The 23561-nt window shown below is 43.9% G+C and carries 20 protein-coding genes and 1 pseudogene; 16 read left to right on the top strand and 5 right to left on the bottom strand.

All coding sequences use genetic code 11. The features are described from left to right. Together D8872_RS11125 and D8872_RS11120 are read right to left on the bottom strand one after the other, a co-directional pair. Window positions 1-533, bottom strand: a pseudogene (locus tag D8872_RS11125) (hypothetical protein); the annotation flags it as partial. 123 nt (window positions 534-656) lie between these two features. Beyond that, the gene (locus D8872_RS11120) at window positions 657-2363 is read right to left on the bottom strand and encodes a hypothetical protein (RefSeq protein ID WP_312023919.1); all 1707 of its coding nucleotides are present in this window, start codon (window positions 2361-2363) and stop codon (window positions 657-659) included. 2564 nt (window positions 2364-4927) lie between these two features. Between D8872_RS11120 and D8872_RS11115 the strand changes: the two genes are divergently transcribed. The 6 genes from D8872_RS11115 to D8872_RS06205 all read left to right on the top strand — a co-directional run bounded on the left by D8872_RS11115 (window position 4928) and on the right by D8872_RS06205 (window position 11483). After that, window positions 4928-5467 carry an LPXTG cell wall anchor domain-containing protein gene (locus D8872_RS11115; RefSeq protein ID WP_312023918.1) on the top strand — a complete coding sequence of 180 codons (540 nt, stop codon included), beginning with the start codon at window positions 4928-4930 and terminating at the stop codon, window positions 5465-5467. Between the two features lie 390 nt (window positions 5468-5857). Then, complete coding sequence (locus D8872_RS06235; protein ID WP_125390322.1) at window positions 5858-7489, top strand: Na/Pi cotransporter family protein; 1632 nt, start codon at window positions 5858-5860, stop codon at window positions 7487-7489. A 301-nt stretch (window positions 7490-7790) separates the two neighbouring features. Continuing rightward, complete coding sequence (nagA, locus tag D8872_RS06225; protein ID WP_125390321.1) at window positions 7791-8957, top strand: N-acetylglucosamine-6-phosphate deacetylase; 1167 nt, start codon at window positions 7791-7793, stop codon at window positions 8955-8957. A gap of 217 nt (window positions 8958-9174) precedes the next feature. After that, entirely contained in the window at window positions 9175-9363 is a 189-nt protein-coding gene (locus D8872_RS06220) for a hypothetical protein (RefSeq protein ID WP_005591029.1), read from the top strand. Window positions 9364-9374: 11 nt separating this feature from the next. After that, complete coding sequence (locus tag D8872_RS06215; protein ID WP_125390320.1) at window positions 9375-10220, top strand: aldo/keto reductase; 846 nt, start codon at window positions 9375-9377, stop codon at window positions 10218-10220. Between the two features lie 510 nt (window positions 10221-10730). Next, window positions 10731-11483 (top strand): DUF6261 family protein, encoded by a 753-nt coding sequence (locus tag D8872_RS06205; protein WP_185761402.1) that lies wholly within the window; start codon window positions 10731-10733, stop codon window positions 11481-11483. Window positions 11484-11575: 92 nt separating this feature from the next. On the opposite strand, the gene D8872_RS06200 is transcribed toward D8872_RS06205, so the two are convergent. Further along, window positions 11576-12118 carry a hypothetical protein gene (locus D8872_RS06200; protein ID WP_125390318.1) on the bottom strand — a complete coding sequence of 181 codons (543 nt, stop codon included), beginning with the start codon at window positions 12116-12118 and terminating at the stop codon, window positions 11576-11578. Between the two features lie 295 nt (window positions 12119-12413). Between D8872_RS06200 and D8872_RS06195 the strand changes: the two genes are divergently transcribed. After that, a complete protein-coding gene (locus D8872_RS06195; protein ID WP_260471679.1) occupies window positions 12414-13187 on the top strand; it encodes a hypothetical protein in 774 nt (257 codons plus the stop codon). 310 nt (window positions 13188-13497) lie between these two features. Here the strand turns inward: D8872_RS06195 and lctO are convergent, their stop codons facing one another. Continuing rightward, window positions 13498-14634, bottom strand: coding sequence for an L-lactate oxidase (gene lctO / locus D8872_RS06190; protein WP_061911041.1), 1137 nt, complete (start codon window positions 14632-14634; stop codon window positions 13498-13500). Window positions 14635-14850: 216 nt separating this feature from the next. Here lctO and D8872_RS06185 point away from each other — a divergent pair, with 216 nt between their 5' ends. Genes D8872_RS06185 through D8872_RS06170 form a run of 4 tightly spaced genes read left to right on the top strand, consistent with a single transcriptional unit; the run spans window position 14851 to window position 17805 of the window. Then, window positions 14851-15531: an amino acid ABC transporter permease gene (locus tag D8872_RS06185; RefSeq protein ID WP_125390316.1), complete on the top strand. Its 681-nt coding sequence runs from the start codon at window positions 14851-14853 to the stop codon at window positions 15529-15531. Next, window positions 15491-16168, top strand: a complete 678-nt coding sequence (locus D8872_RS06180) for an amino acid ABC transporter permease (RefSeq protein ID WP_015605355.1) — start codon at window positions 15491-15493, stop codon at window positions 16166-16168. Before D8872_RS06185 ends, D8872_RS06180 begins: the two co-directional genes overlap by 41 nt. Then, window positions 16169-16927, top strand: coding sequence for an amino acid ABC transporter ATP-binding protein (locus D8872_RS06175; RefSeq protein WP_125390315.1), 759 nt, complete (start codon window positions 16169-16171; stop codon window positions 16925-16927). A gap of 11 nt (window positions 16928-16938) precedes the next feature. Beyond that, window positions 16939-17805 carry a cysteine ABC transporter substrate-binding protein gene (locus tag D8872_RS06170; protein ID WP_125390314.1) on the top strand — a complete coding sequence of 289 codons (867 nt, stop codon included), beginning with the start codon at window positions 16939-16941 and terminating at the stop codon, window positions 17803-17805. Window positions 17806-17925: 120 nt separating this feature from the next. Here D8872_RS06170 and D8872_RS06165 read toward each other — a convergent pair whose 3' ends face one another. Next, window positions 17926-18738, bottom strand: coding sequence for a Cof-type HAD-IIB family hydrolase (locus tag D8872_RS06165; RefSeq protein WP_061911031.1), 813 nt, complete (start codon window positions 18736-18738; stop codon window positions 17926-17928). Window positions 18739-18902: 164 nt separating this feature from the next. On the opposite strand from D8872_RS06165, the gene D8872_RS06160 reads away from it, so the two are divergent. The 5 genes from D8872_RS06160 to lytR all read left to right on the top strand — a co-directional run bounded on the left by D8872_RS06160 (window position 18903) and on the right by lytR (window position 23511). Then, on the top strand, window positions 18903-19505 hold the full coding sequence (locus D8872_RS06160) for a DUF1361 domain-containing protein (protein WP_125390313.1): 603 nt from the start codon (window positions 18903-18905) through the stop codon (window positions 19503-19505). A 164-nt stretch (window positions 19506-19669) separates the two neighbouring features. Continuing rightward, window positions 19670-21091 (top strand): NCS2 family permease, encoded by a 1422-nt coding sequence (locus D8872_RS06155; protein WP_125372029.1) that lies wholly within the window; start codon window positions 19670-19672, stop codon window positions 21089-21091. 205 nt (window positions 21092-21296) lie between these two features. Next, the gene (tsaE, locus tag D8872_RS06145) at window positions 21297-21737 is read left to right on the top strand and encodes a tRNA (adenosine(37)-N6)-threonylcarbamoyltransferase complex ATPase subunit type 1 TsaE (protein WP_125372032.1); all 441 of its coding nucleotides are present in this window, start codon (window positions 21297-21299) and stop codon (window positions 21735-21737) included. After that, window positions 21730-22251 (top strand): GNAT family N-acetyltransferase, encoded by a 522-nt coding sequence (locus tag D8872_RS06140; protein WP_125390312.1) that lies wholly within the window; start codon window positions 21730-21732, stop codon window positions 22249-22251. Before tsaE ends, D8872_RS06140 begins: the two co-directional genes overlap by 8 nt. Before the next feature lie 6 nt (window positions 22252-22257). Further along, window positions 22258-23511 (top strand): glycopolymer--peptidoglycan transferase LytR, encoded by a 1254-nt coding sequence (gene lytR / locus D8872_RS06135; RefSeq protein WP_125390311.1) that lies wholly within the window; start codon window positions 22258-22260, stop codon window positions 23509-23511. The last annotated feature ends 50 nt before the right edge of the window (window positions 23512-23561 follow it).

Below are 23561 nucleotides of genomic sequence, written 5' to 3'. Positions count from 1 at the left end.
AGCAAGCACAAGCACTTCAGCGTCAGTAAGCCTGAGTCAATCAGTCTCAACAAGCGCAAGTGCTTCAGCGTCCTTGAGCTTGAGCCAGTCAGTCTCAGTAAGTGCCAGTGCTTCAGCATCAGTAAGCTTGAGTCAATCTGTTTCAACAAGCGCAAGTGCCTCAGCGTCAATGAGCTTGAGCCAGTCAGTCTCAGCAAGTGCCAGTGCTTCAACTTCATTGAGCACCAGCCAGTCAGTCTCAGCAAGCGAGTCTGCTTCAGCGTCAATGAGCTTGAGCCAGTCAGTCTCAGTAAGTGCCAGTGCTTCAGCATCAGTAAGCCTGAGCCAATCCGTTTCAACAAGTGCAAGTGCCTCAGCATCAGTAAGCCTGAGCCAATCCGTTTCAACAAGTGCAAGTGCCTCAGCATCAGTAAGCCTGAGCCAGTCAGTTTCAACAAGTGAATCAGCTTCAACGTCATTGAGCACCAGCCAGTCTGTCTCAACAAGCGAGTCAGCTTCAGCGTCATTGAGCACCAGCCAGTCTGTCTCAACAAGCGAGTCTACTTCAGCTTCATTGAGCGCAAGCCAGTCAGTTTCAACAAGCGCAAGTGCCTCAGCGTCACTGAGCCTGAGTCAATCAGTTTCGGTAAGCGAATCTGCTTCAACTTCATTGAGCACTAGCCAGTCTGTATCAGCAAGTGCCAGTGCTTCAGCATCGTTGAGCTTGAGTCAGTCAGTCTCAGCAAGTGAATCAGCTTCAACCTCATTGAGCTTGAGCCAGTCTGTCTCAACAAGCGAGTCTGCTTCAGCGTCATTGAGCTTGAGTCAATCAGTTTCAACCAGCGAGTCTGCTTCAGCATCATTGAGCTTGAGTCAGTCAGTTTCAACAAGCGCAAGTGCTTCAGCGTCATTGAGCTTGAGCCAGTCAGTTTCAGTAAGTGAATCAGCTTCAGCGTCATTGAGCTTGAGTCAATCTGTCTCAACAAGCGCAAGTGCTTCAGCATCAGTAAGCCTGAGCCAGTCTGTCTCAGCAAGCGAGTCAGCTTCAACCTCATTGAGCACCAGCCAGTCAGTCTCAGTAAGTGCCAGTGCTTCAGCATCAGTAAGCCTGAGCCAGTCAGTTTCAACAAGTGAGTCAGCTTCAGCGTCATTGAGCTTGAGTCAGTCAGTCTCAACAAGTGCCAGTGCTTCAGCGTCATTGAGCGCAAGCCAGTCAGTCTCAGCAAGCACAAGCACTTCAGCATCAGTAAGTCTGAGCCAGTCTGTCTCAGCAAGTGCCAGTGCTTCAGCATCAGTAAGCTTGAGTCAGTCAGTTTCAACAAGCGATTCTGCTTCAGCGTCATTGAGTTTGAGTCAATCTGTCTCAGCAAGTGCCAGTGCCTCAGCTTCATTGAGCGCAAGCCAGTCTGTCTCAACAAGCGAGTCAGCTTCAGCGTCATTGAGTACCAGCCAGTCAGTCTCAGCAAGCGAGTCAGCTTCAGCGTCAATGAGCTTGAGCCAGTCAGTCTCAGTAAGTGCCAGTGCTTCAGCATCAGTAAGCTTGAGTCAATCAGTTTCAACAAGCGAGTCAGCTTCAACCTCATTGAGCACCAGCCAGTCAGTCTCAGTAAGTGCCAGTGCTTCAGCATCAGTAAGCTTGAGTCAATCAGTTTCAACAAGCGAGTCAGCTTCAGCGTCCTTGAGCTTGAGCCAGTCTGTCTCAGCAAGTGCAAGTGCCTCAGCTTCATTGAGCGCAAGCCAGTCAGTTTCAACAAGTGAATCAGCTTCAAGCTCATTGAGCACCAGCCAGTCTGTCTCAGTAAGTGCCAGTGCTTCAGCATCAGTAAGCCTGAGCCAGTCAGTTTCAACAAGTGAGTCAGCTTCAACGTCCTTGAGCTTGAGCCAGTCAGTTTCAACAAGCGAGTCAGCTTCAGCGTCAATGAGCTTGAGTCAATCAGTTTCAACAAGCGAGTCTGCTTCAGCGTCCTTGAGCTTGAGCCAGTCTGTCTCAGCAAGTGCCAGTGCCTCAGCTTCATTGAGCGCAAGCCAGTCTGTCTCAACAAGCGAGTCAGCTTCAGCGTCAATGAGCTTGAGCCAGTCAGTCTCAGTAAGTGCCAGTGCTTCAGCATCAGTAAGCTTGAGTCAATCAGTTTCAACAAGCGAGTCAGCTTCAACCTCATTGAGCACCAGCCAGTCAGTCTCAGTAAGTGCCAGTGCTTCAGCATCAGTAAGCTTGAGTCAATCAGTCTCAACAAGTGAATCAGCTTCAAGCTCATTGAGCTTGAGCCAGTCTGTCTCAGTAAGTGCCAGTGCTTCAGCTTCGTTGAGCTTGAGTCAGTCAATTTCAGCAAGTGCAAGTGAATCAGCATCGTTGAGCTTGAGTCAATCAGTTTCAACAAGCGCAAGTGCTTCAGATTCAGCCAGCACAAGTTTGAGCACAAGTCTCAGTGCCTCAATTAGCGCTTCAGATTCAACAAGCACCAGCTTGAGCACGAGCCTCAGTGCCTCAATTAGCGCCTCAGATTCAGCAAGTACAAGTTTGAGCACAAGTCTAAGTGCTTCACTCAGTGCCTCAGATTCAGCAAGCACCAGCTTGAGTACAAGCCTCAGTGCCTCAATTAGCNCATCAGATTCAGCAAGTACAAGTTTGAGCACAAGCCTCAGTGCATCAATTAGTGCCTCAGATTCAGCAAGTACAAGTTTGAGCACAAGCCTCAGTGCATCAATTAGTGCCTCAGATTCAGCAAGTACAAGTTTGAGCACAAGTCTAAGTGCTTCACTCAGTGCCTCAGATTCAGNAAGTACAAGTTTGAGCACGAGCCTCAGTGCCTCAATTAGTGCGTCAGATTCAGCCAGCACCAGCTTGAGTACAAGCCTCAGTGCCTCAATTAGCGCTTCAGATTCAGCAAGCACAAGTTTGAGCACAAGTCTCAGTGCCTCAATTAGTGCCTCAGATTCAGCCAGCACCAGCTTGAGTACAAGCCTCAGTGCATCAATCAGTGCCTCAGACTCAGCAAGCACCAGCTTGAGTACAAGCCTTAGTGCATCAATCAGTGCCTCAGACTCAGCAAGTACAAGTTTGAGCACAAGTCTCAGTGCTTCACTCAGTGCCTCAGATTCAGCCAGCACCAGCTTGAGTACAAGCCTCAGTGNCTCAATCAGTGCCTCAGATTCAGCAAGCACCAGCTTGAGCACGAGCCTCAGTGCCTCACTCAGTGCGTCAGATTCAGCCAGCACCAGCTTGAGCACGAGCCTCAGTACCTCAATTAGCGCTTCAGATTCAGCAAGCACAAGTTTGAGCACAAGTCTAAGTGCCTCAATTAGTGCTTCAGATTCAGCAAGCACCAGCTTGAGCACGAGCCTCAGTGCATCAATCAGTGCTTCAGATTCAGCAAGTACAAGTTTGAGCACAAGCCTCAGTGCTTCAATCAGTGCTTCAGATTCAGCAAGTACAAGTTTGAGCACAAGCCTCAGTGCCTCACTCAGTGCGTCAGATTCAGCAAGTACAAGCTTGAGCACGAGCCTCAGTGCCTCAATTAGCGCTTCAGATTCAGCAAGCACAAGTTTGAGCACAAGCCTCAGTGCCTCAATTAGTGCTTCAGATTCAGCAAGCACCAGCTTGAGCACGAGCCTCAGTGCCTCAATTAGCGCGTCAGACTCAGCAAGCACAAGTTTGAGTACAAGCCTCAGTGCCTCAATTAGCGCTTCAGATTCAGCAAGCACTAGCCTGAGCACGAGCCTCAGTGCATCAATCAGTGCCTCAGATTCAACAAGTACAAGTTTGAGTACTAGCCAAAGTGCTTCACTCAGTGCTTCAGACTCAACAAGCACAAGCTTGAGTACAAGCCTCAGTGCCTCAATTAGTGCCTCAGAGTCATCAAGTGCAAGCTTGAGTACAAGCCTCAGTGCCTCAATTAGCGCTTCAGATTCAGCAAGCACTAGCCTGAGCACGAGCCTCAGTGCATCAATCAGTGCCTCAGATTCAACAAGTACAAGTTTGAGTACTAGCCAAAGTGCTTCACTCAGTGCTTCAGACTCAACAAGCACCAGCTTGAGCACAAGCCTCAGTGCATCAATCAGTGCCTCAGATTCAACAAGTACAAGTTTGAGCACAAGTCTAAGTGCCTCAATCAGTGCGTCAGATTCAGCAAGCACAAGTTTGAGCACAAGTCTCAGTGCCTCAATTAGTGCCTCAGATTCAGCAAGCACCAGCTTGAGCACAAGCCTCAGTGCATCACTCAGTGCCTCAGATTCAGCAAGCACAAGTTTGAGCACAAGTCTCAGTGCCTCAATTAGCGCTTCAGATTCAGCAAGCACAAGCTTGAGCACAAGCCTCAGTGCATCAATCAGTGCCTCAGATTCAGCAAGCACAAGCTTGAGCACAAGTCTAAGTGCCTCAATCAGTGCGTCAGATTCAGCAAGCACCAGCTTGAGCACAAGCCTCAGTGCATCAATCAGTGCCTCAGATTCAGCAAGCACAAGTTTGAGCACAAGTCTCAGTGCCTCAATTAGCGCTTCAGATTCAGCAAGCACCAGCTTGAGCACAAGCCTCAGTGCATCAATCAGTGCCTCAGATTCAGCAAGCACAAGCTTGAGCACAAGTCTAAGTGCCTCAATCAGTGCGTCAGATTCAGCAAGCACCAGCTTGAGTACAAGCCTCAGTGCCTCAATTAGCGCATCAGATTCAGCAAGCACAAGTTTGAGCACAAGTCTAAGTGCCTCAATCAGTGCCTCAGATTCAGCAAGCACTAGCTTGAGTACAAGCCTCAGTGCTTCAATTAGCGCATCAGATTCAGCAAGCACCAGCTTGAGCACTAGCCTCAGTGCATCGCTTAGTGCTTCAGATTCAGCAAGCACCAGCTTGAGCACCAGTCTCAGTGCATCGCTTAGTGCTTCAGATTCAGCAAGCGTAAGTGTAAGTACCTCTACATCACTTAGCGATAGCCTTTCAAGTAGCTTGAGTACAAGTGTGTCACAAGAGTCAAATTCATTCAGCTACAGTAAGGGTGATCCAACCAGCGAGTCTAAGCCAGAGTTTAACCTGCCAAGCTACCTCGCATCTGTAAGTGCAAGTACTTCAGCTTCTGTAAGTGATAGTCAGTCTATCTCTACTTCATTGAGTACAAGTGCAAGCATTTCAGGTTCAATCAGTGCCAGTCATGCTATCGCTGACGACTCACTTTCAGCAAGTGCCTACTTGAGCATGAGTGTCTCTGCTTCATTGAGCACATCCGCGAGTGTGTCACTGAGTGATAGCGCAAGCATCTCTACTAGTCTGTTTGAAAGTGCATCTGTATCTAGTGCTACAAATCATTCTCAAGCACCTAAGCCACAGCCTGCACAACCAGAAAAAGTCAAAGTTACTCCAAATGCTAAAGCTTTACCAAATACAGGAACTGCCAATAATCCATTAGCAGCGCTTGGATTAGGAATAGCAACGTTGGCATCAGCCTTTCTCAAGAACAAAAAGAAGAAAGAATCAGCGTCTGATGTCAATTTGGAAGACTAGTCTTAAATCTCAGTTAAAATGATAAAAACATTTTAGTGATGAAAAGCAAATCCCAGATAGTCATAGGCTATCTGGGATTTTTAATCTTTGTATGCGTAGAATGTGAATCGTGCTGAAATAAACTGAGGTAATTTCTATCTTTTAACTCTGAGCCTATAAAGCGGTGAGCTAAGCTAAATATTTTGAAATTTTGCTTTTCCTGCTTGTCTTTTATTGTGGTGAGAGGACCTTGCCGCCTGTTCTAGTTTGCTCTTAAGTGTGAAGAAAATAAAAGTTTCAAAATGAGCAAAAATAATTCGATTCTTTTTCAGAAAAGGCTTGTGAGATTAGGCTGGATGTTTTAAAATAGTATAGGAGATTATCCGCTATTTATTTTTCGGAGGAAAAGAAATGTCCATTAATTGGCAAGAAATTATATTTAGCTTTTTAGGAGGCTTGGGGCTGTTCCTGTATAGTATTCGTATGATGGGTGACGGCTTGCAGCAGGCAGCTGGAGACCGCCTGCGCTATTTCATTGATAAATACACGAGCAATCCTTTTTTAGGTGTGCTAGTTGGGATTGGGATGACAGCCCTGATCCAGTCTAGTTCAGGTGTGACAGTGATCACAGTTGGTCTGGTGAGTGCAGGTCTGTTGACTCTGCGTCAGGCTATCGGGATTGTCATGGGGGCCAATATTGGTACGACCGTGACTTCCTTCATCATTGGTTTTAAGTTGGGTGATTACGCCCTGCCCTTGCTCTTTGTCGGTGCGGTTTGCCTCTTTTTCACTAAGAATCGCTCAGTGAACAATGTCGGGCGCATCCTCTTTGGTGTCGGCGGGATTTTTTTCGCCCTCAATCTTATGAGTGGAGCCATGGAGCCTCTTAAAGACTTGCAAGTCTTTCGAGATTACATGGTTCAGCTGAGTAAAAATCCAGTCTTGGGTGTCTTTGTCGGAACAGGCTTGACTCTGCTCATTCAAGCATCTTCGGCGACCATCGGGATTCTGCAAAATCTCTATGCCAGCAATCTCATTGATCTGCAAGGAGCTTTGCCAGTCCTCTTTGGTGACAATATCGGAACGACGATTACAGCGATTATTGCTTCCTTGGGAGCTAATATCGCAGCCAAGCGTGTCGCTGGAGCGCATGTGGCCTTTAACGTTGTGGGAACAGTCATCTGTATGCTCTTCCTGCTGCCTTTTACATCACTGATTCAGTGGTTTGAGACAGCCTTGCACTTGTCACCAGAAATGACCATTGCCTTTGCCCACGGAACTTTTAATATTACCAATACCATTATCCAATTTCCTTTTATTGGCTTTTTAGCTTTCTTGGTTACCAAGTTGATTCCGGGTGAGGATGAGACCGTTAAATACGAATCTCTCTACCTAGATACGATTTTGATCGACCAAGCGCCATCACTGGCTTTGGGAAATGCTAAAAAGGAACTCCTTCACTTGGGTGGCTACGCGGCTAAATCTTTCGAATTGGCCTATGATTATATTATTAATTACGAAGAAAAATCCGCTGAGAAGGGTCATAAGACTGAGGAAGCCATCAACGCTATTGATGATGAATTGACTCGCTATCTGATTGTCTTATCTGGTCAACAGCTCAATCCAAAAGAGAGTGAAGTTTTGACTAGCATTTTGGACTCTAGCCGTGATTTGGAGAGAATCGGCGACCACTCAGAAGCTTTGCTGAATTTGACAGACTACTTGCACCGCAAGAAGGTGGAATTTTCACCAGCTGCCTTGGAAGAATTGGAAAATATTTATCAATTGACCTTGGACTTTATCAAAGAAGCTTTGACTTCTGTGGAAACAAATAATGTGGACTTGGCCAATAGTTTGGAGGCCAAACATGCGGAGATTGACAAGCTAGAACGCAGCCTGCGCAAGACCCACATTGCTCGTCTCAACAAGGGAGAATGTACGCCTCAAGCTGGGGTCAACTTCATCGATATCATTTCTCACTATACCAGAGTTGCTGACCACGCCATGAATTTGGCTGAGAAAGTACAAATGGAACAAATTTAAGACAGAAAGAGGCTGGGACAAAAGTCCTAGCCTCTCAATTGTCTTTGCATTATCGAGCAAGACGCAGTGGTTGAGTGGGCTCTATTACGCTGATTTCATCAGCTTTTACAGCCCTACTCAACTGTGCGGAGGTGGGACGACGAAAGCGAATTCTAACGAATTACCGATTTCTGTCCCACTCTCTTTTCTTGATTTAAATAATATAATAAATTTTTCTAAAAAAGAGGTATAGACCATTTACAAATAAAATAGAAAGCGTTATAATAGAGTCAATAGAAATAGAACAAGGGGAGGCAGTCAGATGCCTAAATATATAAAAGCCGATCAGTTCTTCTATCCTCAAGGGATTCGCAAGGGTGGATTTTTGGAAGTGATTGATGGAAAATTTGGAAAATTAGTAGAGGAAGTCTCTGCGGATGCAGAAGTGGTGGATTATACAGGCTACTCTGTCGCACCGGGTCTGGTGGATACCCATATCCATGGTTTTGGTGGGGTTGATGTCATGGACAATAACATCGAAGGTACCCTCCATACCATGAGCGAAGGACTTTTGACGACTGGGGTGACCAGTTTCCTACCGACCACGCTGACATCATCTTACGAGCAACTCCTAGCTGTGACGGAAAATATTGGTGCGCGCTATCAAGAAGCAAGTGGTGCCAAGATTCGTGGTCTCTACTTTGAAGGGCCCTACTTCACTGAAAAGTACAAGGGTGCCCAAAACCCAGCTTACATGAAGGACCCTCGTATGGATGAATTTCGTGCTTGGCAAAAGGCAGCTAATGGTCTGCTTAATAAGATTGCTTTGGCACCTGAGCGTGAGGGCGTGGAAGAATTTGTCCGCACCATCACTGATGAAGGTGTGACAGTTGCTTTGGGGCATTCTAACGCAACCTATAATGAAGCCAAGACTGCGGTCGAAGCAGGTGCTAGTGTCTGGGTGCATGCCTACAATGGTATGCGGGGCCTGACCCACAGGGAGCTGGGCATGGTTGGGGCTATGTACGAGCTGCCTCACACTTATGCAGAGCTGATTTGTGATGGTCACCATGTGGATCCCAAGGCCTGTGATATTTTGCTTAAGCAAAAGGGCCATGAACATGTAGCCCTCATCACAGACTGTATGACTGCAGGTGGGCTGGAAGACGGCGACTATATGCTGGGAGAATTTCCAGTGGTGGTAGCCAATGGTACAGCTCGTCTCAAATCGACTGGTAACTTGGCAGGATCAATCCTGCAGCTCAAAGACGGCCTGAAAAATGTGGTTGAGTGGGGCATTGCAAATCCTCACCAAGCAGTCATGATGGCCAGTCTTATCCCAGCAAAATCCGTCCACATCGACGATGTCTGTGGCCAGATCAAGGAAGGCTACGATGCCGACTTTATCGTGCTGGACGAGGATTTGGAGCTGGTTGCTACTTATCTGGATGGCGAAAAACGCTTTGAAGCTGCCTCCAGTGTTCTTTAATTGAGTCTCCTTATATTTTTAGAAAGGATGGGGTAACCTGTCCTTTTTAATGTGGAGCTACTTCTTTTTCCCTAGGATTTGCTAGAGGGACTTAGGAAAAGCTAGAATAGTTGGCGCAACTAGAAAGTCTCTGAGATATTTTTCTTAACAGATGGTAGGGCTTTCTCAATGAAAGAGAAGATGTTATAATAGGGTTATCACAGACGAGGAGGACAGGATGAAAAAGATTGATTATAAATTTATGGGAATGGGCTTGGTGTTCCTCTTCTTTGGATTGCTACTGCATCGTTTCTTGATATTTATTGCTGGGTTGGCCTTTATCATTTACAGTTTTTTTAGCCGAGGCATGGCTCCAACCAAGGAAAATATCTTTAAGCCAAAATTAGCCAAAAGAAAGAAAAAATAAGGAGAATAGATATGAAAAATTATACTCTTAACAATGGTGTCAAGATCCCAGTCTTGGGTTTTGGTACTTGGAAGGCTCAGGACGGAGAAGAGGCTTATGAGGCAGTCTTAGCCGCTCTGAAGGCTGGCTATCGCCACATTGATACAGCAGCTATCTATAAGAATGAGGAGAGTGTTGGTCGAGCAATTAAAGATAGCGGCATTCCGCGTGAGGAGCTCTTCATCACTACCAAGCTCTGGAATAGCAAGCATACCTATGAAGCGGCCTTGGAAGCCTTTGACAGCTCCATGGAGCGGTTGGGGCTGGATTATCTGGATCTCTACCTCATCCATTGGCCAAATCCTAAGCCTGTACGAGAAGACGGGGCTTGGCAAAAGCGCAATGCAGAAGTTTGGCGGGCCATGGAAGACCTTTATCAAGCTGGTAAGATCCGAGCGATCGGCGTCAGCAATTTCCTGCCTCACCATCTAGAGGCTCTGCTGGAAACAGCGCGCGTCACACCAGCTGTCAATCAAATCCGCCTAGCGCCAGGTGTCTATCAGACAGAGGCGGTGGACTTCTGCCGTGCCCATGATATCCTACTTGAAGCTTGGGGACCATTTGGCCAGGGCGAGCTCTTCCAAAATTCAGCTGTGCAGGCGATAGCAGATAAGTATGGCAAGACCATTGCCCAAATCGCCCTAGCTTGGAGCTTACAAGAAGGCTTCCTGCCCCTGCCTAAGTCAGTCACTCCGAGTCGGATTGCTAGCAATCTGGACTGCTTTGACATCGAACTGAGTCCAGCTGATCTAGAAATTCTTAAAAATATCAGCGGTTTGGAAGGCGGAGCACCTAATCCAGATGGGATGGATTTTTAAACCTCTGGCGGATATCTTTTTAGTTGAAATCAAGCTACTTGGTATCTTAGTGATTAGTATTTAAGGAAGTTTTATAGTGACCTAGGCCTCGGCCGGCCACTTTTCCTATAGATTCGTGGCAACCTAGGCCTCGGCTAGTCACTTTTCCTATAGTTTCACGGTAATCTAGGTCTCGGCTGGTTATTTTTCCTATAGTTTCGTGGTAATCTAGACCTCGGCTGGTCACTTTTCCTATAGATGCATGGTAATCTAGACCTCGAACGCTCTTTTCATTTCTACTTATAAGTTCCATCGCCCCTCGGTCATTTGTCGTCAAAAACAAGTGCCAGATGAGGGGTGATTTTGTGTCTTTTTCTTTTAAAAGGGAAGAAAAGGAGCTGGCAAGAGACTCCGTTTTTTGATAAAAATGCCCCTTTCAGGGATAAAAAATGACATTTTAGGGCAAGAGACACCAAGCTTCATCTCTACATGCTATACTTGCTTTATCAAACATATTGGAGAGGTTTTATGATAAACACTACTTACACCATTCGCCCCTTGTCTTATAGCAATCTGACTCACCGTGAGTTTGAGAGTCTAATGGTTGATTCCTATCAGGTGCTCACGATTTTTACAAGCTCCTATAGAGATGAGGATATGTATAGCAAGCACCTAGAAAGCTTTCATAGCAAACTAGAGCAGTTTCAGGTTCAATTGGCCAACGTAGAAAAGAAAGACTCTATGAGTCTCGTAGAACTAGACAAGGAGCGAGATAACGCTCTGGTTGGTCTGTTTACCTTGCATAAGGGCTTTGCCAAAATCAAAGATAGAGACTTGAAAGAAGCCCATGAAGTCTTGCTGCCAGTCTTTAAAAAGTATAAGGATATCACCAAACATACCAATGCTGTCGCAACGGCTGAGATTAAGAGTCTGCTCAAAACATTGCAGGAAGAGCCCTATCAGGGAGCTGTGACGAGTCTAGGCCTTTTCCCTATGCTGACGGCTGTGATAGCAGCCCAAGCGGACTATGATAAGGTAGAAGCAGAAGCGCGTGCAGCCAAGTCAGCCAAGGAAGTTGGTAAAACCAAACAGCTACGCAGTGAAATCTCCCGTACTTACGACCTCTTTGTGCGCTACACAGCAGCCGTCGCAGAAGCCTATCCAGAGAGAGCCCACTTGGCTAAGCTCCTCAAAGACCTCAACACAATCCGAGACAGCAAGCGCCGTTTAGTTGGCACAAATAAGAAAACAAAAACGGAAGAAGCAGGAGAGAAAACAGCATAAAGAGAGCCCCCTTAGAAGGAAGATTCTGAGGGGGATTTCTGTGGTTTTGTGATAGTTTTTTAGTAAGTAGAGACAATAAATTAAAAAATAACTTATTTCAAATTGTCAATATCACGGATGAAAAGTGAGCGTAACATTGTATTCTCTGTTTTTTTAACTCCTAAATCAGTCCTCATATGGTTCATTATTTCTTCTGATTTATCAAGTAGTTTTTGTCTATCAGTATTTTCGAAAGAAAGCAATATAAACTCAGACCATGATTTTACAACGTTTTTAGACCCCCATAAAGAAAGACTTTGATTAAGAGTTAGTATATCACTTTCTAATTCATGGTAATTTTGATCTTTATTTTTTGCTATTTTATAGATTATCGCTACAAATTGTTCATAAGGTTCTTCTCGTTTTTGCGTTAAATATTCTCTTTTTTGTTGTTGTCGTTCCCAAATAAGTTTGGCAATAGTAGACGCAATTGAGATTGTACCAGACACTAGAGCTACAATAATAACAGTATCCAGTGTTGGTAGGTTATTAAAAAATGTGATTGAGAATAGTATTGCTTTTACTAGTGCCCAAAGGCTAAAAATGAGAATAGCAATTGCAATAATTTGACCAATACGATATGAAATTTTTTCCATTATAGCTCCTTTAAATTAAAGATACTCTTATTTTACAGTATTAAGATTAAGGAATCAATATTTTTTAGATAGTTGTACATCTCCTATTATACTGAAAGCATAAGCTGAAGAAATTAAATATTTTTAAATATAGAAATATCAAAATAGTGTTATTTTAGTATAAAAATACTTTATGGTTCGTTGAGAAACTGATAAAATAGTTCGAAGATAAGCCATAAAATTATAACTAGGGATTGAATAAGGGAATTCAATTGTTGATTAGATATAATTTAGAGTATAGGAGATGAGGATTGTTATGGATAAGTTAGCTATTTTTCAAATATTGGGTGAGTTTTTAAATTCACAGTTTATCAGTTCAATGCTCGGTGCTCTTTTGGGTGCTGGGGTAGCGGTGTATATTGCAAAGCTTCAAAATAAGCAACAACTTAAACAGTTGAAATATGAACATAAGCTACAACGAGAATTTTTTGAAAAACAAGAAGAGAACGAAAGGGAACGTATATTTTTACAATATACTATTGAGCGTGCAGAGCGTTCGTATGAGATATTGAGTGATTTAAGAAGTGCTAAAAAGTTATTTGTAGATGCAATATTTGAATTGATGAAGAGCCTCCCTAATGATTTAGAATTAGATGAAGATATTGAATTTGAAAAACATTTTTCCTTGTTATATGCAGAGTATCTGATTCCTAAATACGACTCTATTATAAAATTAAGAGATATGTTATTACTAACTCTGGTTATCCAGGATGATATTGAACTATCTAGGTTAAAAGAAGAAGTTCGTAAGGAAGTTGCAATCTTTGTAGACTATCACAAAAAAATAAGTCAAGTAAAGATTCTTGAAGAGTATAAAGAAGTAGCTGATGATTTTATGAGTAAGTCAAAACTGACTGAAAAATGTGACGAATTAAGGACTTATTTAACGAAGTATATAACAGAAACTACATTTAGGCTAGTTTCTCCTGAGAGAATGGCTGAGAAGGTACTAAAACAAACAAAAGGGGATTTAAATATTCGATTTAAAGTTGTAAGAAAGGAGAATATGAAAGGGGCAACTGAAGATTAGATTTGAAACTTTTAATAGAAATTGGAGAAAACTTAGACAATGTATACTTGTCCTCCAAAAACTACACAAATAATTTAAGAAAAAGATTTAGTTCTGTATTGGACAGGGCTAGGTCTTTTTTGTTTAAGTAGTTTGTTCCTCTGTATAGTACTTTCTCGTTAGTTTGCTCGTTTCAAGTTATCCATTATTTCACGGATGATAGTTATGAATTATGCCCATATAAGTTAATTTCCTATTAAAAACACCCCAATCGTTAGATTTAATGCCTAACTTTTGAGGTGTGCTTTTTTATTGCAATCTGCTTTATTTATCAATACAATTTCAAATCACGAGGGTCAACTGGGAAGGTTGGATTGTATGGGTTGTGACGTAGTTTGAAGTGTTTGACATCTTCGATGGTTTGAGTTCCAGATAGTTGCATGACTGTTTTCAATTCGGCATTTAGGTGTTCAAAGACTTGGCGTACACCGACGCTACCACCAAGGGCTAATCCATAAATGACAGGTCGTCCAATGGCTACCAAGTCTGCTCCTGAAGCTAAGGCTTTAAAGACGTGTTGGCCGCGGCGAATACCAGAGTCAAAGACAATTGGTACACGTTTATCAACTGCTTCAGCGACTTCTTGAAGCGAGTCAAATGCAGCTGGTCCACCGTCGATTTGGCGGCCACCGTGGTTGGTTACCCAGATTCCAGAAGCACCTGCGGCAAGTGAACGTTCAACGTCTTCACGGCATTGAGGGCCTTTGACATACACAGGGAGTCCTGAGTATTCAGCGATAAATTCTACATCTCGTGGCGACAGGCGTTGTTTAGCTGATTTGTAAACAAAGTCCATGGACTTACCAGCACCTTCTGGTAAATATTCTTCAACGATAGGCATGCCAACTGGGAAAACAAAGCCATTGCGCTTATCAACCTCACGATTGCCTCCTACAGTCGCATCCGCAGTTAGGACAATGGCTGTGTAGCCTTCTGCCTTGACACGATCCATGATATGGCGGTTAATCCCATCATCTTTACTGAAGTAAAATTGGAACCAGTGTGGTGTTCCTTGGAGGGCTTGAGAAATTTCTGGAAGATCAACAGTGGAGTAGGAGCTGGTTGTATAAAGAGAGCCAAACTCATGTACACCACGTGCAGTGGCTACTTCCCCTTGCTCATTTGCTAATTTATGGGCTGCAACAGGCGCCATGATAATTGGTGAAGACAGCTTTTCTCCAGCAAACTCAATCTCAGTGCTTGGATTTTCTACATCACAGAGTGTATGAGGAACAATGAGTTTATGGTTAAAGGCTCGAATGTTCTCGCGCAAAGTGAAAGTGTCCTCAGCACCACTTGCAATATAGCCAAAAGCAGCTTTGGGAATGACTTGCTGTGCCATAGGTTCCAGATCATAGGTGTTAATAAAATCCACAGGGCCTTCGGCATTGCTTGTTTTGTATGACATAAAATGTCCTCCTTGATAAAAGTAAACGTTTACTTTTTTGATTTACAGGAACATCTTAACTCTTTTTCATGTCATTTTCAAAAATTTTGTCTGGAAGTTTCAGATTGCAATAGAGACGATAAATATTTTTTATCATTGTGATAGAAAATACATATTATCCAAACATGTCTTTTAGTGCTACAATAGCTGTATTATTCCTAGATGGGAGGTTCTCTTTTGGATTGGTCCATTGTTGAACAATATCTACCATTATATCAAAAGGCATTTTTTCTAACCCTACATATCGCAGTTTGGGGCATTTTAGGAGCTTTTCTAGTTGGTTTACTTGTTAGTATCATCCGACATTATCGCATCCCTGTTTTGGCACAGCTAGCCACAGCTTATATTGAATTGTCGCGAAATACGCCTCTTTTGATTCAACTCTTCTTTCTCTACTTCGGGCTTCCCCGAATAGGGATTGTCCTTTCCTCGGAGGTCTGCGCCACACTTGGTCTTATCTTTTTGGGAGGCTCCTATATGGCAGAATCCTTCCGAAGCGGGCTAGAAGCAGTTAGTCAAACCCAGCATGAGATTGGCTTAGCGATCGGTCTGACACCCGTTCAAGTTTTTCGCTACGTAGTCTTGCCGCAAGCAACAGCAGTGGCTCTGCCGTCCTTCAGTGCCAACGTAATTTTCTTGATAAAGGAAACCTCAGTTTTCTCTGCCGTTGCCCTAGCCGACCTCATGTACGTTGCCAAGGACTTGATTGGGCTTTACTATGAGACAGACATCGCACTGGCTATGTTGGTAGTAGCCTATCTTATCATGCTCCTGCCTATATCATTGTTCTTTAGTTGGATAGAAAGGAGGCTCCGCCATGCAGGATTCGGGAATACAAGTACTCTTTCAGGGAAATAATCTTTTGCGGATCTTACAGGGATTGGGAGTCACGATTGGTATTTCCATCCTCTCTGTCCTCTTATCCATGATTTTCGGTACGGTGATGGGAATTATCATGACCTCTCATTCTAGAGTCGTTCGTTTCTTGACACGTTTTTATCTAGAATTTATCCGTATCATGCCCCAGCTGGTACTACTTTTCATCGTATATTTTGGTTTAGCCCGAAACTTTAATATCAATATATCGGGAGAGACTTCTGCCGTTATCGTTTTTACCCTCTGGGGAACGGCAGAGATGGGAGACTTGGTGCGTGGAGCCATCACTTCCCTTCCTAAACATCAGTTTGAAAGCGGACAGGCGCTGGGCTTAACGACCTTCCAACTTTACTACCACATCATCATCCCGCAGGTCTTGAGAAGACTGCTTCCGCAGGCCATCAACTTGGTCACTCGGATGATCAAAACGACTTCTCTGGTTGTTTTGATTGGGGTTGTTGAAGTTACCAAGGTGGGACAGCAAATCATCGATAGCAATCGCTTGACCATTCCAACCGCATCCTTTTGGATTTACGGCACCATACTGGTTCTGTATTTCGCAGTTTGCTTCCCTATCTCTAAACTATCCACTCACTTAGAAAAACACTGGAGGAACTAAATGTCTGATACTATATTAGAAATCAAGGATCTAAAAAAATCCTTCGGAGACAATCCCATCCTCCAAGGACTTTCCCTAGAAATCAAAAAAGGGGAAGTAGTGGTTATTCTAGGACCATCTGGTTGTGGGAAAAGCACCCTCCTTCGTTGCCTTAATGGCCTAGAAAGCATTCAGGGTGGAGATATTCTTCTGGATGGCCAGTCTATTATTGAAAACCAGAAAGACTTTCACTTGGTTCGTCAAAAGATTGGCATGGTCTTTCAAAGTTATGAACTCTTTCCCCATCTGGACGTCCTGCAGAACCTTATCTTAGGTCCTATCAAAGCACAAGGACGGGATAAGAAAGAAGTGACGGAAGAAGCCCTGCAATTACTGGAACGCGTCGGATTGCTCGATAAAAAACACAGCTTCGCTCGCCAATTGTCTGGTGGACAGAAGCAACGGGTTGCCATTGTCCGTGCCCTGCTCATGCATCCAGAAATTATCCTTTTTGACGAGGTGACGGCTTCGCTGGATCCAGAAATGGTGCGCGAGGTCCTCGAACTCATCAACGACCTAGCTCAAGAAGGTCGCACCATGATCTTGGTGACCCACGAAATGCAGTTTGCTCAAGCCATTGCGGACCGGATTATCTTCCTCGACCAAGGGAAGATTGCTGAAGAAGGAACGGCTCAGTCCTTCTTTACCAATCCACAAACCAAACGAGCACAAGAATTTTTAAACGTTTTTGACTTCAGCCAATTTGGCTCATATTTATAAAGGAGATTCTTATGAAACTACTCAAATCACTCTTAACTGTTTTGGCACTTGCCTTTGCCCTTATCTTTGTCACAGCTTGTGGCTCAGGCGGAAATGCTACTTCTTCATCTGGCAAAACTACTGCTAAAGCTCGCACTATTGAGGAAATCAAAAAAAGTGGTGAACTACGAATTGCTGTATTTGGGGACAAGAAACCTTTTGGTTATGTAGACAACGACGGCTCTTACCAAGGTTATGACATCGAACTGGGAAATCAGCTGGCTAAAGACCTCGGTGTTAAGGTGAAATACGTTTCTGTTGATGCTGCTAACCGTGCGGAATACTTGATTTCTAACAAGGTGGACATCACTCTTGCCAACTTTACAGTCACAGACGAGCGTAAGAAACAAGTCGACTTTGCCCTTCCATATATGAAGGTTTCACTGGGTGTTGTATCTCCTAAGAAAGCTGTCATTACAGATGTCAAACAGCTTGAAGGCAAGACTTTGATTGTCACAAAAGGAACTACCGCTGAAACATACTTTGAGAAAAATCACCCAGAAGTCAAACTTCAAAAATATGACCAATACAGTGATGCCTACCAAGCTCTTTTGGATGGACGTGGAGATGCCTTTTCAACTGACAATACCGAAGTATTAGCTTGGGCTCTTGAAAATAAAGGGTATGAAGTGGGGATTTCTTCTCTCGGTGACCCAGATACTATCGCACCAGCAGTCCAAAAAGGAAACCAAGAGTTGCTTGATTTCATCAATAAAGACATTGAAAAATTGGGCAAGGAAAACTTCTTCCACAAAGCTTATGAAAAGACTCTTCACCCAACCTACGGTGATGCTGCAAAAGCGGATGACCTCGTTGTTGAAGGTGGAAAAGTAGAATAGAAGCGTTGGTTAAGTAGAAAAATTTACCTTAAAAAATGAACCGCATCTCAACAGTTAGACAGAAAGAGTCTGGCAGTTGAGGTGCGGTTCAAATTGTGTTTGTTTGATTTGTTTTGATTTCTATAAGTAGAGCTCAGTTAGCTTGTGAGCTACACCGTCTTGGTCATTAGTGAGTTCAAGCTGTTGGTCAGCATAAGGCAGCAGGGTTTCGCTGGCATTCTTCATGGCATAGCCTGTTCCCGCAAATTCCAGCATTTCAGTATCATTGTGCTCGTCACCAAAAGCAATCAGGTCCTTGCGATCGACATTGAGGATATTGAGCAGGTACTGGAGGGCGAAGGCTTTGTTAACACCTTTAGGGCCGCACTCAAGGATATTGAGAGGACCGCCCCAGGTATTGATGGAGAGTTCATGCTGGTAAAAGGCATTCATCTCTTCGGCTAGAGCGTATTTGTCTGTGGCATGTGTTTGCAGCAAGATAGCATTTGGATTTTTAGTGACCAGCTGGGCCTGAAATTGATTTTCTGGCTTAAAGTTATCAATGCCAAAGAGCTTGGGATCTGCGATTTCTTCGTTGGTATTGGTGATGTAAAATTTCTTGCGGTATTCTCCAGCGATGAAGTCAGCTTCGATTTCTTCTTTTCGTTGGACCATATCCAGCAAGAAAGACTTGTCTACGGTCAAGGATTGCTCAAATTCCCACCTTTTCTCAGGGATATGGGTCAGAGAACCGTTGAAGTTTATCATGGGAGTATTCAGCTCTAATTCCTTATAGAAGTCCAGAGCCATGCGGTAAGGGCGGCCAGTGGTGATGATGACCTTGTGTCCTTTAGCCGATATTTTTTGGATAGTTTCTTTGGTAAAATCAGAAATCTTACTCTCAGAATTGAGCAAGGTTCCGTCCAAATCTACGGCAATTACTTTTTTTGTCATTCTTTTTCCTCGTATAGTCTCGCTAAGTATCGTAAAGACTATTATAACAGAATTAAGAATAAATGCCACAAGTTGTGGTATAATGTTTCCTCAATAGCTAAGACGAAAGATGTCTGCTGATAGTCTATGAGCGAAGAGAGTTAAAGTAAAGGGGAGGATCTTGTATGCGTAAACCAATTTTAATTCACATTTTTTTCCTACTAATTGCATTTGTTGTATATATTCAGGGGATTACGGCTCAGGGGCCAGACCTGATTTGGAATATGATTCTGGCCTTAATTGCCTATGATGCTGCCATCTTGACGACGATGTTTAAGAAGCAGAAGTGGCTTTATCCGCTTTTGCTGGTAGTTTGGCTGGCCTTTTATCCTAATGCTTTTTATATGCTGACAGACTTGGTGCACATGACTTGGGTGGGAGATACTCTGTGGAACCCTGTCAGCATGCGCCTATTTATGGCTTTCGTGCCGAGCATTCTATTTGGCGTCTACTGCGGGATTGAAAGCTGGAATATTTTGCGTGAGCGCTGGAAGTGGACTTGGTGGTTGGATATGCTTGTGGTTGCAGGGTTGTCTTATCTGTCGAGTTTAGCCATTTATATCGGTCGTTATGATCGCCTCAATTCTTGGGATCTGGTGACGCGGCCTCAGCTAGTTGTCCAAAAGCTACTGGAGACCTTTCAGAAGGATCGTCTGGTATTTATCCTTGGATTTACCTTTATCCAAATCATGACTTTACTCTTTTTAAGCAGAGAAAATAAAAAATAAGGCACTTTAAAGTATTTTTTGGAGCAATGGACTTGAAAAAGTGAATGTTTTTGAGTATAATCATAGTATTGTTCGTAAATAACGAATAAGCAGCACTGTTTTAAAGAAAATCAGGAGTTCTCTTTTAATCAGTTGCCATAAAACAATTTAGGAGATTATCTATAATGGATAAATTATTTAAACTCAAAGAGCACGGTACGGATGTTCGTACGGAAGTTCTCGCTGGGTTAACGACTTTCTTTGCTATGAGCTATATCCTCTTTGTCAATCCAGCCATGCTGTCGCAAACGGGTATGCCAGCTCAAGGTGTCTTTCTGGCTACGATCATCGGATCCGTTGCTGGAACACTCATGATGGCCTTTTATGCCAACCTCCCTTACGCACAGGCGCCGGGTATGGGTCTAAATGCTTTCTTTACTTTCACAGTTGTCTTTAGTTTGGGCTATACTTGGCAAGAGGCTCTGGGCATGGTCTTCATCTGTGGTCTGATCTCGCTCTTCATAACCCTGACTAAGATTCGGAAGGCTATTATCGAGTCTATTCCATCAGCTTTGCGTTCAGCTATTTCCGCTGGTATCGGTGTTTTCCTAGCTTATGTAGGGATTAAAAATGCCGGACTGTTGAAGTTTTCGATCGATCCAGGCAACTATGTAGTAGCTGGTAAAGGAGCTGACCAAGCGAAAGCTGCTCTAACAGCAAACTCAGCTGCAACTCCAGGATTAGTTGATTTTAATAATCCAGCAGTTTTACTCGCTTTACTTGGTCTAGCGATTACAGTTTTCTTTGTTATCAAGGGCATCAAAGGTGGCATTATCTTATCCATCTTTACAACAACAGTCGTAGCGATTGCTGTTGGCTTGGTAAACCTGTCTGCGATTGACTTTGGTCAGCACAATCTGTCAACAGCTCTGAAAGAACTTGGACAAGTGTTCGGGGTTGCGGTTGGTCCAGAAGGCTTGGGTGCTCTCTTTGCTGATACGGCGCGCCTGCCTCAGACATTTATGGCTATCCTAGCCTTCTCTCTGACGGATATCTTTGATACTATTGGTACCTTGATTGGAACTGGTGAAAAAGTTGGTATCGTCGCAAGCTCTGGTGAAAACCATGAGTCAGAAGGTTTGGACAAGGCTTTGTACTCAGACTTGATCGGAACGACTATCGGTGCAATCGCCGGAACGTCTAACGTTACTACTTACGTAGAGTCTGCAGCTGGTATTGGAGCTGGCGGACGGACTGGTTTGACAGCCTTGGTTGTAGCGGTCTGCTTTGCAGTATCTAGCTTCTTTAGCCCGCTTTTGGCAATCGTTCCAACAGCAGCAACTGCACCAATCTTGATTGTCGTTGGGATCATGATGCTTGGCAGTCTGAAAAATATCCAGTGGGATGATATGGCAGAAGCTGTCCCAGCTTTCTTCACCTCTATCTTCATGGGCTTCACTTACAGTATCACGAACGGGATTGCAGCAGGATTTATCATGTATGCTCTTGTGAAAGTTATCAAAGGTCAAGCTAAGGATGTGCATCCAATGATTTGGATCTTAAACCTGCTCTTCATCCTTAACTTTATCAGCCTGGCTCTTTCTTAAAAATTATTATTAAGAAGTTGGAAATCTTCCAGCTTCTTTCTTTATGCGAGAAAAAGATTTGTGGACGATCTTAGATTCTTTTTGATAGAAGTGAGTGGCTTGTCCTCAATAAAAGATTTGGAGGTCTATCTAATTTTTTTCAAATATTTTGCTTCCTCTATTAGAAAATTGAGCGCAAATGCAAATCTTCTGGTATAATAAAAGAATGTTTAGTCATAATGAAGAAGAATTAATCAAATGGGGCCAGCGTCTCGGAAGCCTCCTTCAGGAGCAAGATGTTTTGGTTTTGACAGGAGACTTGGGTGCGGGTAAGACGACTTTTACCAAGGGCTTAGCTCAAGGTCTGGGAATCAAGCAGATGATCAAAAGTCCGACCTATACCATTGTTCGGGAGTATGAAGGACGATTGCCACTGTACCACTTAGATGTCTATCGGATTGGTGAGGATCCGGACTCGATTGACTTGGATGATTTTCTCTTTGGTGAGGGAGTTACGGTCATCGAGTGGGGAGAATTGCTAGGTGAGAGTTTACCAGATGATTATCTGAAGCTGACTCTTCTAAAGAAAGACGACGGCCGTGAGTTAGTCTTTGAAAGTCAGGGACGCCGTTCTCAGGAACTGCTGGAGGAATTGCTGCATGGCTGAGTTTGAATTGGCCTTGCGGGAGGCAGAAAAGACAGATGCCGCTGACTTGATTCGCTTCTTAAATCAAGTCGGAGCCGAGTCAGACTACATGACCTTGGATGAGGCTGGGATTTTGATGGATGAAGAGCAGATGGGTCAGTTCATTCAGCGCCAAGCTGAGTCGGATAATCAGCTTTATCTCTTAGCCTTGCTTGATAATGAAATCGCTGGGATTGTCAGTATCGCAGCGGATTTTCATGAGCGGATTCGCCACATTGGGCAAGTCTTTATCGTTGTCAAAAAAGCCTTTTGGAATCAAGGTCTCGGTCGTATCTTGCTAGAAGAAGCTGTGGATTGGGCAGAAAATGGAAGCAGTCTTCGCCGTTTGGAGCTGACTGTCCAGGTCAGAAATGAACGAGCTGTTCATCTCTATAAAGAATTAGGATTTGAAATCGAAGGCCTGCAAAAAAGAGGGGCCTATTTAAGAGAAGGGATATTTCTAGATGTTTACCTGATGGGAAAACTGATAGATTGATGAAATATGTTTAAAAAAATTGTACGAATGTTTTTGAGCCTGTTGCTTGTCACAGCTATTGGAGTAGGAGGCTATGCTTGGACTATTTACAATCAGTCAACGGACACTTTGTCCCATACTTACAAAGGTTTTGGGAATGAAACGAACGTTATTGCGGAAACCAAGCCTTTGACGATTTTACTGATGGGGGTAGATACAGGAAGCGGCTCTCGGTCTGATACCTGGAAGGGAAATAGCGACTCCATGCTCCTCCTATCTGTCAATCCTCAGACTAAAAAGACGGTCATGATGAGTTTGGAGCGGGATATACTGACTCAAATCGATGAAAATGGCGAAACGACAGAAGCCAAACTCAATGCCGCCTATGCTTATGGCGGTGCAGAATTGGCCATTGCGACCATTGAGAAATTGATGAACATCCATATTGACCGCTATGTGATGATCAATATGCAAGGACTGGTTCAGCTAGTCGATGCAGTTGGCGGTATTGAAGTCAACAATACTTTTGATTTCCCAATTTCCATCGAAGAAAATGAACCAGAATACACTGCAACTGTCGAGCCAGGTAAGCATTTGATCAACGGAGACCAAGCTTTGGTCTATGCCCGCATGCGTTACCAGGATCCAGAGGGTGACTACGGTCGTCAGAAACGTCAGCGTGAGGTGATCCGAAAGGTCGTTGAGAAGGTGCTCAGTCTTAACAGTATTAGCCATTATCAAGCTATTTTGCGAGCAGTCAGCAAGAATATGCAGACCAATGTAGCGCTGGATGCGGGAAGTATCCCTCAGTTATTGGGCTACAAAGACGCCTTTAGAAGCATTCAGTCTGAACAATTGCGTGGGGAAGATGCTACCTTGGCTGATGGCGGTAGCTATCAGCTGGTTACGTCTGATCATTTGCTGGAAATGCAAAATCTCATTCGGAAAACGTTGGGCTTGTCTTCAGTTAAGACCCTGAAAACCAATGCCGTACTGTATGAAGACTTGATGGGAGGCAGGAGCCTACGTGCTTCTAGTTCAGAGAGTTCAAGCTCAGTCCAGAATGATCGAACTATTTATAGCCAACCTAGTGAGAGCACTTATGGTAGTAGCTATAGCAGTTATAGTAGTTATAGTAGTTATAGCAACTATAGTTCCTATACTCCTGAGCCTAGTGCTAGCAGTGAACCGCCAGCAAGTTCTGCGCCTGCATCTACGCCAGCTCCGACACCGTCAGCATCATCTGCCGATCATTCCACAACATCAGCATCTTCAGAATAAACAAATCGCCCAAGCTTACTAGCTTGAGCGATTTTTAATGTCCGTGGTTC

The sequence above is a fragment of the Streptococcus cristatus genome (genome assembly GCF_003943815.1).
Taxonomy (GTDB): Bacteria; Bacillota; Bacilli; order Lactobacillales; family Streptococcaceae; genus Streptococcus; species Streptococcus cristatus_F.
This window is presented reverse-complemented; position numbering and strand designations above follow the sequence as displayed.

Bases quoted from the DNA above. Each gene is read 5' to 3' on its own strand.
- D8872_RS06165 (WP_061911031.1), bottom strand. From the start codon at position 18,738: ATGACAAAAAAAGTAATTGCCGTAGATTTGGACGGAACCTTGCTCAAT.
- D8872_RS06215 (WP_125390320.1), top strand. From the start codon at position 9,375: ATGAAAAATTATACTCTTAACAATGGTGTCAAGATCCCAGTCTTGGGT.
- D8872_RS06170 (WP_125390314.1), top strand. From the start codon at position 16,939: ATGAAACTACTCAAATCACTCTTAACTGTTTTGGCACTTGCCTTTGCC.
- D8872_RS06155 (WP_125372029.1), top strand. From the start codon at position 19,670: ATGGATAAATTATTTAAACTCAAAGAGCACGGTACGGATGTTCGTACG.
- D8872_RS06160 (WP_125390313.1), top strand. From the start codon at position 18,903: ATGCGTAAACCAATTTTAATTCACATTTTTTTCCTACTAATTGCATTT.
- D8872_RS06180 (WP_015605355.1), top strand. From the start codon at position 15,491: ATGCAGGATTCGGGAATACAAGTACTCTTTCAGGGAAATAATCTTTTG.
- D8872_RS06220 (WP_005591029.1), top strand. From the start codon at position 9,175: ATGAAAAAGATTGATTATAAATTTATGGGAATGGGCTTGGTGTTCCTC.
- tsaE (WP_125372032.1), top strand. From the start codon at position 21,297: ATGTTTAGTCATAATGAAGAAGAATTAATCAAATGGGGCCAGCGTCTC.
- D8872_RS06175 (WP_125390315.1), top strand. From the start codon at position 16,169: ATGTCTGATACTATATTAGAAATCAAGGATCTAAAAAAATCCTTCGGA.
- D8872_RS06235 (WP_125390322.1), top strand. From the start codon at position 5,858: ATGTCCATTAATTGGCAAGAAATTATATTTAGCTTTTTAGGAGGCTTG.
- lytR (WP_125390311.1), top strand. From the start codon at position 22,258: ATGTTTAAAAAAATTGTACGAATGTTTTTGAGCCTGTTGCTTGTCACA.
- nagA (WP_125390321.1), top strand. From the start codon at position 7,791: ATGCCTAAATATATAAAAGCCGATCAGTTCTTCTATCCTCAAGGGATT.
- lctO (WP_061911041.1), bottom strand. From the start codon at position 14,634: ATGTCATACAAAACAAGCAATGCCGAAGGCCCTGTGGATTTTATTAAC.
- D8872_RS06140 (WP_125390312.1), top strand. From the start codon at position 21,730: ATGGCTGAGTTTGAATTGGCCTTGCGGGAGGCAGAAAAGACAGATGCC.
- D8872_RS06195 (WP_260471679.1), top strand. From the start codon at position 12,414: ATGGATAAGTTAGCTATTTTTCAAATATTGGGTGAGTTTTTAAATTCA.
- D8872_RS06200 (WP_125390318.1), bottom strand. From the start codon at position 12,118: ATGGAAAAAATTTCATATCGTATTGGTCAAATTATTGCAATTGCTATT.